This is a genomic window from Bacteroides sp. RTP31139st1_H2_RTP31139_211217, from assembly GCF_040227615.1.
GTDB classification, from domain to species: domain Bacteria; phylum Bacteroidota; class Bacteroidia; order Bacteroidales; family Bacteroidaceae; genus Bacteroides; species Bacteroides uniformis.
This window is the reverse complement of the sequence record NZ_JBCNZM010000068.1, coordinates 15055-24635: the sequence shown is the minus strand read 5'-3', so window position 1 is coordinate 24635 and position 9581 is coordinate 15055. Positions and strand designations below refer to the sequence as shown.

Annotated in this window: 10 protein-coding genes; all 10 read right to left on the bottom strand. The window is 50.3% G+C overall.

Annotated features, from left to right (window positions below):
- Nucleotides 1-183: 183 nt before the first annotated feature.
- The 10 genes from ABUA47_RS12755 to traK all read right to left on the bottom strand — a co-directional run bounded on the left by ABUA47_RS12755 (nt 184) and on the right by traK (nt 9571).
- On the bottom strand, nt 184-1392 hold the full coding sequence (locus ABUA47_RS12755; protein ID WP_005816149.1) for a putative resistance-associated DNA invertase: 1209 nt from the start codon (nt 1390-1392) through the stop codon (nt 184-186).
- Nucleotides 1393-1480: 88 nt separating this feature from the next.
- A complete protein-coding gene (locus ABUA47_RS12750; RefSeq protein ID WP_005816141.1) occupies nt 1481-1978 on the bottom strand; it encodes a hypothetical protein in 498 nt (165 codons plus the stop codon).
- 53 nt (nt 1979-2031) lie between these two features.
- Nucleotides 2032-4221 (bottom strand): type IV secretory system conjugative DNA transfer family protein, encoded by a 2190-nt coding sequence (locus tag ABUA47_RS12745; RefSeq protein ID WP_005816140.1) that lies wholly within the window; start codon nt 4219-4221, stop codon nt 2032-2034.
- A gap of 80 nt (nt 4222-4301) precedes the next feature.
- Nucleotides 4302-5210, bottom strand: a complete 909-nt coding sequence (locus ABUA47_RS12740) for a fimbrillin family protein (RefSeq protein WP_005816138.1) — start codon at nt 5208-5210, stop codon at nt 4302-4304.
- A gap of 66 nt (nt 5211-5276) precedes the next feature.
- A complete protein-coding gene (locus ABUA47_RS12735; RefSeq protein WP_005816136.1) occupies nt 5277-5930 on the bottom strand; it encodes a hypothetical protein in 654 nt (217 codons plus the stop codon).
- An 8-nt stretch (nt 5931-5938) separates the two neighbouring features.
- Nucleotides 5939-6484 (bottom strand): hypothetical protein, encoded by a 546-nt coding sequence (locus tag ABUA47_RS12730; protein ID WP_005816135.1) that lies wholly within the window; start codon nt 6482-6484, stop codon nt 5939-5941.
- On the bottom strand, nt 6484-7329 hold the full coding sequence (gene traN / locus ABUA47_RS12725; RefSeq protein WP_005816133.1) for a conjugative transposon protein TraN: 846 nt from the start codon (nt 7327-7329) through the stop codon (nt 6484-6486). The genes ABUA47_RS12730 and traN overlap by 1 nt, the downstream gene beginning before the upstream one ends.
- A gap of 69 nt (nt 7330-7398) precedes the next feature.
- Nucleotides 7399-8541: a conjugative transposon protein TraM gene (gene traM, locus ABUA47_RS12720; RefSeq protein WP_005816128.1), complete on the bottom strand. Its 1143-nt coding sequence runs from the start codon at nt 8539-8541 to the stop codon at nt 7399-7401.
- Nucleotides 8525-8944 (bottom strand): hypothetical protein, encoded by a 420-nt coding sequence (locus ABUA47_RS12715; protein ID WP_005816127.1) that lies wholly within the window; start codon nt 8942-8944, stop codon nt 8525-8527. Before ABUA47_RS12715 ends, traM begins: the two co-directional genes overlap by 17 nt.
- A gap of 12 nt (nt 8945-8956) precedes the next feature.
- Nucleotides 8957-9571 carry a conjugative transposon protein TraK gene (gene traK, locus ABUA47_RS12710; RefSeq protein WP_005816126.1) on the bottom strand — a complete coding sequence of 205 codons (615 nt, stop codon included), beginning with the start codon at nt 9569-9571 and terminating at the stop codon, nt 8957-8959.
- Between the last annotated feature and the right edge of the window lie 10 nt (nt 9572-9581).

The following is a 9581-nucleotide window of genomic DNA, read 5'->3' as shown; positions in this document are numbered from 1 at the left end:
AATATGTCTTTTACGATAAAATGATACCTCAATATCAACTGTTTAGCAAAACGATATTTCTCTTAAAGAGAGAAACACCTTTTTGCTCAACAATCCCCGACTTTTTTATTATAGTTGCGGTATCACACCGCAATACAATAGTTATAAATATTGAAATAAAGGTGCAGTGAGACGCTGCACCTCCTAAAGAGAATTGATGATGAGATTGTTGGCGTTGTCAACGACAGAGGTGTCCAATGAGGAGAGGTATATCTGTGTGGTTTTCTCGGAGTCATGCCCCAATGCCTCGCTGATAGTAGATACGGGCACGTTCTTGCTCTTGGCTATGCTTGCCCAGGAGTGGCGGGCTACGTAGGTGGTCAGGGGTACGGACAGGCCTATCATTTCTCCGATTTTCTTCAACTGCTTGGTGATACGGCTATAGGCATTCTTGTACTGTCTCCAGAATATGGCTCCCTCTCCTTTTGCTATAGGGAGCAGGTAGGGAGAATCATCTGTTTTGTACTTCGCCACTATCTCCTGCATGGCAGGTTCCCATTTGATGTGCAACTGTTGTGAGGTCTTCTGACGGCGGTAAATGAGCGTACTGCCATGCAGATTGCTTGGTGTAAGTTGTGCCATATCGATGAACGACATCCCACGGGTATAGAAACTGAACAGGAACATATCCCTTGCAAGCTCCAAACGGGGGTTCAGACTCAAGTCCAGCTCTTTCAGTTGCTTGATGATTTCCAAGGGGAGTGCCCGCTTGACGGTCTTGTCGATGCCGGTATATACATGCTTGAACGGTGAGGAAGAGATGACCAGTCCGTCATCTACGGCATGATTGTAGATGGTGCGCAGGTTGCGGATGTAGAAAGAGGTGGTGTTGCGGCACAGTCCGCTGTCTTTCAGCCACTGTTCATAGCCTTGTATCGTTGTCCCATCGACTTCCTCCAATGGCACATCGCCTCCTTTCAGGTAACGCTGGAGGCTGTTGAGGGTGGTTTTGTACCTTGCTACCATCCGCTTCTTGCCGATGCGTCTCAGTTTTTCGTTCAACTCCAGCGTATAGCCGATAATGCCATGTAATTCTTTTCCCTCATGGAAGTTGTCAACGACGGTGTCTGCTGTATATGACTGCCCTTCCTTGTCCAACCGTGCAATGACCAACAGCAGTTTCTTCCTGTCAGCATCCAATGTATCTTTCAAGGAAAGAAGATAGGCTTGACGTTGTGGAGTGACGGAAGTTGGCAAAATGATGTTTGAATGGTCCGCATCCCACTCTGAGGAATAGATTCTGTACTCTGTATGGATCTGACGTGCCACACGATTGTGTATCACCTGATAATACAGGCGACCCTCTTTCTCTTGAACAGATGATGTTCTGAACTTTAATTTGATGGATGCCATAATGCTCTGACTTTAACATTGAAATTGCAATTATTACCTTTATATATAATATAAGTGACAGACAAACAGGTATAGGAGGGATGGTGCCTCACCGCTCGGCATACAACAGCTGATATTCCACCCACCTCCGTTTCCTAATGGATGCCACTGCTTTTCCCCTCCATTTGCAATAGCTCAGATAGAGTGGCAGGATGTCCCTGTCGCCACGTTCCAATCGGGTGAGCAGGGACGCTTTCGGGTATCGTCCATTGCCTAACAACTTGGCTGGTCCAATCTGGTACGAGAGGGTGGCAAGCAGATAAGCATCCCTGCCATAACGGGCATATAGGCGCAGGTGCCGGAGGAGGTCTGTCCGTAACAGCAAATCTGCACGCTGACGTGTCAGTGTTTTCGGGAAACGCTCTCCCTTCTGTAGCTGGTGACCATAGCCCACATAGCCCGGTGTGGTCTTTGGGTCGTGCCAACCCTCGAAGTGTTTGGTAATGGCTACCATCCGTTCAAACAGTGCCCTGTCAATGGTTTGGCTTTGACAGGGCACGCTACAGATGGCCAACATGCTCAATAGTACGATGATGTATCTTCTCATTACATTATTTTATATAGGAGGTGCGATGTCTCACCGCACTCTAATCAATATCACTACATCATAGTGCGGAACTGCTGAATCTCTTTAATCATGGCTTTCACGTCCTCCCCAACCTGAACGAAGTTCTTGTAGAGGATGCGCTCTCGCTCTTCTTTCGACTTGAACTTATAGAACTTAGGGAGAGGGACATACTCCGATTCCTCCTTCTTTATTTCCGTCATATCGAAGTCGGTCTTGCAGTAGAACTTGGATGTCTTGAACTCCTCGCTCTCCTGGATGTTCATGCTTCCGTTCATCCCGGTCTTGGTGACTACGAAGTCACGGGCGGTCTGTCCACATATCCAACCTGTGGGCATATCGGAGATTTTGCTTGCAGGCACCAGGCTGTCCATATTCTCATTGAGGTTGATGGAGGTCTTGTCACGGTCGATGGTCACGCCCTTTTTGAGTTGCACTACTTTACCGAAGATGTCACTCGACAGCCATTCGAGGGTTTCCTTGGCTCTTGCCGAACCGCTCACCACATTGCCCACGGTGGTGATGATTTTCTGCATACCCACCTTGCCATAATCGGCTTCCAACTGCGGAAGTTCCTGAAAGCCAAGTGCCACGCTCACCTTGTTGCTTCGGGCTGTGCCTATCAGTCGGTCTATCTTGTGGAAATACAAGGTCGGCAACTCATCGACGATGATGCTGACAGGAACGTTCTTGCCCTGTCCTGTATTCACCCTCGTTACAAGGCGGTTGAGAATCAAGGCATTCAGTGCACCGATGATGCTCTCCATCTCGGGGTCGTTGGCAATGAGCAGATAACTTGGATTCTTCGGGTCACTGACCTTCAGGTCGAAGTCATCGCCGTCCTTGTGGAATATCCAGTAAGATTCCTTGGTGGCGAGACGGGAGGTATAGACACGTAGCGTGCCAATCATACCTTCCAACTGCTCCATGGCTTTGTTGGCAAAGGCAGTCTGGAACGGGCCAAGCAAGGGGGCTACCTCGTTGTCGGTCTGAAGTACCTCGAAGATGGTCTGATAACTCTCATTGAGGAACGATAGGATATGTGGCATGTCGCTGTACTTGCCCAACCAATAAGCGGGCTGCACCTCCGCGCCCGAATGGTCGAACACCCGTCCTGTGGGTATCAGCCTTTTCGTCTTTGGGTCTTCACGCCGCTCGGCAATCAGCATCTTTCCGTCCTTGTCGTAGGGCTCCTTGCCGTAGTTGCAGAAGAAATAGATGCAGGCGGCAAGGAAGTTGACGGCAGAGGTCTGGAAGAACTGGTCGCTGCCACCGCCGCCTTCCTTCTTGCCTTTTTGCAGGGATTCAAGCAGGGTCTCGGCGGTCTCGCTCGCTGCGGCAAGGTTGTTGATGTACTTCAACTGGATGGGGTTCACACGGCGCGAATACTCCACATCCACAAAGTTGATGATGTTGAACTTCATGCCATGGGGCATCTTGCTGTCCTTGGCATTCTTGTTCTTCAAGTAATGATAGTAGAGTTTGGTGGCGAGAGTGGGAAACTTATAGTCGTACACCACCATGGCAAAGCCCTTCTCGCTGTGCTGCCTGATAAACGGCTCGATGATGGAGAAGGTCTTACCAGAACCAGGAGTACCCACAACCCATGTGCCACGGAACGGATTGACGATGTTCACCCATCCCTTGCGGAACTTGCCCTTGTAATAATAGCGCATAGGGATGTTCACGCTGTACTTGTTCTCCTGCAACTCCCTGCATTGCTCAAAGCTCTCATTCTCGAAGTTGAAGCGGTCTTTCAGCAGCCCTTCCTTCAGGAACTTAGAGATATTGTCGAGGGCGATATGCACCAATACGACACCGACGATGGAAGTGAGCATATAGAGCCAAGTGTTCAAACGGAGGGTATAGAAACAGGGCATTATCGAATGACCGAACAGCCATACGGACTGCACAATCAGCAGCACTCCCGACAGCAGCGGATAGAGCACCTGCCTGCGAGCGTCAAACTCCAGATGCTTCTTGTTGCGCGTTCCCACACAGGTGATACATATCAGCAGGAACGTAGCCACCTTGCTATACACGAGGTTGCCGTCATGGTAAATCATCCACCGCTTGATGCGAGTGTGGATATCCGTCACTACGCCGCCCAAGAAGTCCAACTGCTCCGGCTCCAGTGCGTAGGCGAAGAACTCCATCAGGATGGAGACATAAATCACCGCCCTGAATATCTTGTAAAAACCCTGTAACTCTTTGCTTTCTTCCATTTACTTTACGATGATGTTGGGTGATAATGAGAAAAGATGAAGGATGCCACGGTGGACACCCTCCAATCCTCTTATGAGTTTTATTCGTAGCCGTTGATGGTCTTCTCAGACTCTACTGTCCACGGAGAAATAGTTGCAGATATGACCTCCAAGGTGTTGCGTACAGGCTTCAATGAATAGCTGTAGGAATGACCCGCTTTCCACGTGTCGTTTGTGAGGAATACGAAGTTCTCCCCATTGCTGAGTTGCAATGTCATGTCTGGCATAACCTGTGCAGGAACATAAAGCGTATATTCCATGTGGTCACTTTGTGGGTCGCCGAAATAATAGGTCGTCACCGACTCGTCACTGCATTCTACCTTTCCGGTCTTGATGTTGAAAGTACCGCTGTCAAAATAACCGACGAACGTGAGTAGGCTTCCTGCAAAATCATTGGTGGTGAAACCGTATTCTGGTGAGGTATAGACCTTGATGATGACACGCACCATCTGATGGGTGAAGTTCAATGTAAGGCTCGGATTGGCGTATGATGCCGCTCCACTGGCAAACAGAAAATCATTGACCTTCTGCTCACTCTGTACAGCTGCCTCCGGCACTTGGAACTCTATGAGGTCGTTGGTAGGATTTGCCGTATAGGGATAGTAGGCATTGAAGGTGTGAGTGTCTGTGTCCGTGAAAAACACCTTGTTGGCTGACACAAACTGATTCGTGCCGCCGCTTCGGGTGAACTTCATATTGTTGATCATCCCTGTGGAAGAGATGCCAATCATATCATTGAGTTCCCACTGGTTGTCAACGGCTCGTGTGGAAACGGCAGGTTGCAGCATCTCCAGATTGGTGAATACCTGAAGCTGCTTGGTTGATGTGCTGTCGGTCACGACCACAGAACCTCCGCCACCGGGCAGGTAAATCTCATTGACGATGTCTTGGTCACAGGACGTGAGGAGCATGGCTCCAAGTCCCAACATTAGAAACAAATTCTTTTTCATGCTTTTTCTTTTTTAATTGTTGTACTTTGATGATGATACGGGTGATACTCGATGTCTGTATATGGGCTAATCCATAATCGTGATGATGGGTCTCGCCTTATGCGGCTGCCACTTGGGAGTCTCCTGTATGGCACCGCTTCCCAGTGAGTAAAGCCATGCCTTGGCGGTCGCTTGTCCTTCTACCTCCGTTGAAGTCCAATACCAACAGTCATCATCCTCATCGGGGATAGGTGTGCCGCCGCATTTCAGGATGTATGGGTTGATGATGTCCTTGGCATGATAGAGCAGACGCATCTGTGCCACACTGGGGATATAGGCACTTTGCCCGTAACGCCACATGTCGAAGACACGCTCAGCCAAAGGCGACTTCACATCGGTCGTGCCATAAAGGGCAAAAGTGTTCTTGTTGCCGTCGTAGGCGGTGAGGTCACAGGATGTGTCCTGTTCCACACCGATACTGTCAGCAAAGGCTTCGGGAGCGATGTCCCACAGATAGACGGCATATCCGTTTCCCTCCATTTCTTCCCTCTGATTGACGTTGAACACCACTGCAATGGCTTGCTTGCACGATTGCTCGTAGGTTTCGTAGGGCATCACCTTGCCGTCAGTGGTCAAGATATGGGTGACCTTCATGGCTGTGTCGGGAAAGTCCTGATGCTCGTCACAGGCAGTCAGCAACACCGTTGCCGCAACTGCCAAGATTGAAAACAGTTTCTTCATACGCATAGTCATTTTACAGGAAGTTTCACACCCAGGACAATACCCGTTCTGAACAGGTCTTCACCCTTGATCATCACATCGGTCTTCACCTGCCAGAAGAGCTTCCAGCCGTGTCTGAGTGTATAGTTTTGCTCATAGCCGAGGTGGATGCCACCCAAGAACCTGTCAGTATCGCTACCTGCCGATGCTCCTATGCGCATGTTGCCATGGTGGTTGCGTCCTCTTGCCACACAGGGCTTATAGGCAAAGCCGAAACCATAACTGCGGTAGTTGTTCCAAAAACTCTCAGGACAGACATGACCGCACGATGCGCACTCGTTCCACTTGATATATCCGTTTGCAAAATACTCCCACGCATTGTGGTACTTCGTCTCATACTCGTAGGACAGCGTCACGTCCAGTCCTCGCTCATACAGGCATCCGAACCCCAAGGATATGCGGTCGCTATTCTGCTGCGCCATTGCCGGAGTCATGCTTGCCATAAAACAGATGACAACGAGTAAGGTATGCACAAGCCAATTCCTCACTCCTAATTCCTCATTCCTAATTCTCATTATTCCTCCTCCAACAGTATATGGTTAAACGAATCGGCAGACAGCACATCCTCATAGTCGATGCTGAGCGAGATGGTGCGTCCACTTATCTGTTTTTCCGACAGCTCGATGGTCAGCACCTTGTCGTTGGGGAAGGTCATCTTCTTCACCACAATCACGTTGCGATAGCCATACTTGAAGGTCTTCGCATCGTCCAACACAAGAGATGGGGTCAGTTCCACTATCTGCGCATTGGTAGCCTTGCTCTGCTTCTTGTCCGATAGTTTGATGCGCATCTCGTCGATGTCGAAGCGGATGTTGGTCTTGTTCTCCACGGAGAAGTCGATGAAGAAATATTCGCCCACGCTGTAGATGTTGTTCAGGCGCATTACCATGCGGTGCATCTTCGTCGCCACGTTGCGGTATTTGGCAGACGATGACCATATCTGACGTGCATACTTGGTCATGTCGGCAGTGGACAGGCTTACAGCGGGATTGTTGTAGGCATTGCGCTCCGAGCATTCTATTTCCTTATCGGTTACTGCCTCCTGCATCCTCGTGGTATAGAGCAGTGCATACTGCGTGCGGTAGCGTTCCGTCACGATTGTCACTATCGCCAACACCTCACCGTCGGCATACACGTTGTCCTTCGGCTTCAGGCGGATGGTGTTGTTGATGGGTTGGTCGCCCACCACCTTGTCTGTGGATATATCGACAAAGCGGATGGGTTCGGAGGCGGTGATGACGGTGGTCACTTGGTCGTTGACCGTCAGCTGCTCCATCTCCATGTAGGTGGTCTGCGCCTTGGCTGAAAGCACGCTCAGCGAAAGCAATGCACAGACATTCATTTTCTGAAAACAATTCATATTAGTTGATTTTTTGATGTTTATACTCTATGAGCCACCGTTCCCGACAATTCCGTTGTCGGGCAGTGTCTATTTCCTTTTCTCTTTCCCATTTACAAGGTAAACAAACGTCCCATACTTCAGCTTCACTTTGTTCTTCTTGATAGCCTTGCTGATGGCATTGCTTGTCTTCTGGTAGGCATTGGTCACGGCTTGCATTCCCCATTGCGAGAAACTGTTGTTCGCTCCACTCTGGTCGATGTTCATGTTGCTCTGCATAGCACCGCTCGCCACATCTTTCGTGGTCTCACGGAACTGGCTGCCGGGGACATACAGTCCCTCCAGTCCGTCCGTGTCATAAAGCGAAAGCGAAACCTTTATCAGCTCGTCATCCACAAGGATGGAGTTGATGCTACCCTTCACTCGCTGCGAACCGAAACCGCTCATGGTGGCATAGAGGTACGACCCTTTCTTCACCACGGTCTCACCAATCTCAATATCGTCCAACAGTCTCAGCCGCACCCTCGACCCGTCCGTAGCCTTCACGTCCTCGTCAATGATGGCCTTGATGAGCTTTGGCTCATGCTCGTTCTGCGTCAGGGTGTTGAAATAGTCCGAAGTCACCTTCACCTTCTTCACCACCTCCTGTGCCTTGTCCTCCTCGTCCAGTGCCTTCACCGCCTTGCTGTCCTCGGCAATCTGACCTTTCACCTCAATCTGCTCCTTGGGAGGCCCAGCCTGTGTGGTATCCTGGGCCACGGGGGCAACTGCCGCCTGTCCTCTCAGCCTCGCTTCGGCGAGTGCCTTGTTGAGTGCTTCGAGTGCTTCCGCTTCTCGCGCCTTGGCATCGGCCACTTCGGCTGCATCGTCCTTCTCTTCTGCCTGACGGACGAGTTCCGCAAGGTCTTCTTCTGTGTACTTGGATTCATACGCTTCTTTCTCTTCTTCGTTGTCACGCTCAATGTTATCAACAGCCGAATAGTCTGCTATGCGACCATACGACTTCGCCATGTTCTCATACTTGCCACCGATGCCGTCACCATTCTTAATCTGCGCTCCGGGCAGGTTGGGGTTCAGAAACTCGGTGGTCTGCAGGTTCTTGTCCTGCGTTTCCGCCACCTCCGTATTGAACATGTCAAAGACAAAATAGCCTGTGGCAATCAACGGGATGTACACGATGGCTGGCAGCATGTACTTCGGCTGACGGAAGTTTATCTTATCTGTTATTCTCATCGCTGTCTGATTTTGATGTTACTGACTTGTCTCGATTCTCCTCGTTGGTTCGATGCGTCACGGGAGGAGTGATGCAATGGGCTGCATTCATCATCTGCTTCATGCGCCCTTCCTGCCGCTCGATGGCACTTGCAGCCTCCGTCCGATGACCGTAATACCGCACCATCCTGTAGATGTTGATGCCGAAGCACGTGGCGACAAAGCCGAAGACGATGACGAGAAACAGCGTCTTGTGGGCATTGGCAAAGCCTTGCACCTTAGCCGCCGCACGGTCTATCCTCGCGGTCTTGGCAAACTTGCGCCCTGCCGCCACCTCCTTCTCATACCGCTTCTTGTACTTGGGGTCGTTCTTGTCGGGCATATCCTCGCCCACAAGCATCCGTCTGATTCCTTTTACACTCATACCGCTAGGATATTAGAAGTTTGACTTCGACTTCTGCTCAATATCCTTGTTGAGCAAGGTTCTCCAGTTCGTGATGAGCAGTCCATGAGGATTGTTCTCCGTCCTCGGCACGCGCTTCACCTGTCCCGCCGTCACCAATTCACGCATCAGAATATTGCTCCTTCGCTCTATCCTTTGCCTACCGTAGTAGGTGAACTCCATCTTCTCCTTGTTGAACTTGATGCTGTCGCAAAAGATGCTGAACACGGCACTCGTACCCATGATATTGTTGTAAAAGCCCTTTTCCTTCAGCGTATTGTACTGCGCCAAACCAGTTTCATCGACCAAATACATCGCCTTCTCCATCGAATAGCGGATGTACTTGTCATCGGGAGCAAGCGTAAAGAAGTAATGGTGGAACATCTCGATATGGCTCTTTGCCTCCACATCCAGCGTTTCCTCCATCGTGGTGCGGTTCACCAGTATGGGCACGTTGCCGTCCAATACATACACCTTTTGCTGCGCGTCCGTCACCATGCAGCGCGCCGTCCAGATGCTCGACACCGAGATGATGATGCAGCCCATGAGGAACGCAGAGCAGATGATGCCCACCAGCTTGATTTTGTTTTCTAAGTTCTTGATTACCATACGTTACTGC

What these genes read in the sequence shown, in the direction of transcription:
- ABUA47_RS12755 (WP_005816149.1), bottom strand. Translation starts at nt 1,392, where the DNA reads ATGGCATCCATCAAATTAAAGTTCAGAACATCATCTGTTCAAGAGAAA.
- ABUA47_RS12750 (WP_005816141.1), bottom strand. Translation starts at nt 1,978, where the DNA reads ATGAGAAGATACATCATCGTACTATTGAGCATGTTGGCCATCTGTAGC.
- ABUA47_RS12745 (WP_005816140.1), bottom strand. Translation starts at nt 4,221, where the DNA reads ATGGAAGAAAGCAAAGAGTTACAGGGTTTTTACAAGATATTCAGGGCG.
- ABUA47_RS12740 (WP_005816138.1), bottom strand. Translation starts at nt 5,210, where the DNA reads ATGAAAAAGAATTTGTTTCTAATGTTGGGACTTGGAGCCATGCTCCTC.
- ABUA47_RS12735 (WP_005816136.1), bottom strand. Translation starts at nt 5,930, where the DNA reads ATGAAGAAACTGTTTTCAATCTTGGCAGTTGCGGCAACGGTGTTGCTG.
- ABUA47_RS12730 (WP_005816135.1), bottom strand. Translation starts at nt 6,484, where the DNA reads ATGAGAATTAGGAATGAGGAATTAGGAGTGAGGAATTGGCTTGTGCAT.
- traN (WP_005816133.1), bottom strand. Translation starts at nt 7,329, where the DNA reads ATGAATTGTTTTCAGAAAATGAATGTCTGTGCATTGCTTTCGCTGAGC.
- traM (WP_005816128.1), bottom strand. Translation starts at nt 8,541, where the DNA reads ATGAGAATAACAGATAAGATAAACTTCCGTCAGCCGAAGTACATGCTG.
- ABUA47_RS12715 (WP_005816127.1), bottom strand. Translation starts at nt 8,944, where the DNA reads ATGAGTGTAAAAGGAATCAGACGGATGCTTGTGGGCGAGGATATGCCC.
- traK (WP_005816126.1), bottom strand. Translation starts at nt 9,571, where the DNA reads ATGGTAATCAAGAACTTAGAAAACAAAATCAAGCTGGTGGGCATCATC.